1 protein-coding gene is annotated in these 231 nt (G+C 35.9%); it reads right to left on the reverse strand.

The genetic code is table 11. From position 1 onward, the window contains the following. On the reverse strand, positions 1 to 231 hold a 231-nt coding region (locus ACPYOJ_RS37115; protein ID WP_481420647.1), incomplete at both ends, for a hypothetical protein.

A 231-nucleotide genomic window follows, 5' to 3' on the forward strand; every position in this document is an offset into this window, starting at 1 on the left:
CACATAATCACTACAATTAGATTCTGTACAGATTACTTTTCCTGTCCATTGACCTTTGATTTCATCCGGCCATACAACAACTTTTACAGAATCTTTTTTCGAAAAAATACTGTCTCTCATTTTTAGGAGTACCTGATATTCAGATTCTTTTTGAGCAAATAGTTTTTCTTTTTCAAGCAGCTGCTTTTCTCTTGCCGCAAGCTCTGTTTCTTTCTTTTTGTCGTCGCAGGC

It is taken from the genome of Rhizobium sp. SVR5-9E, assembly GCF_056755095.1.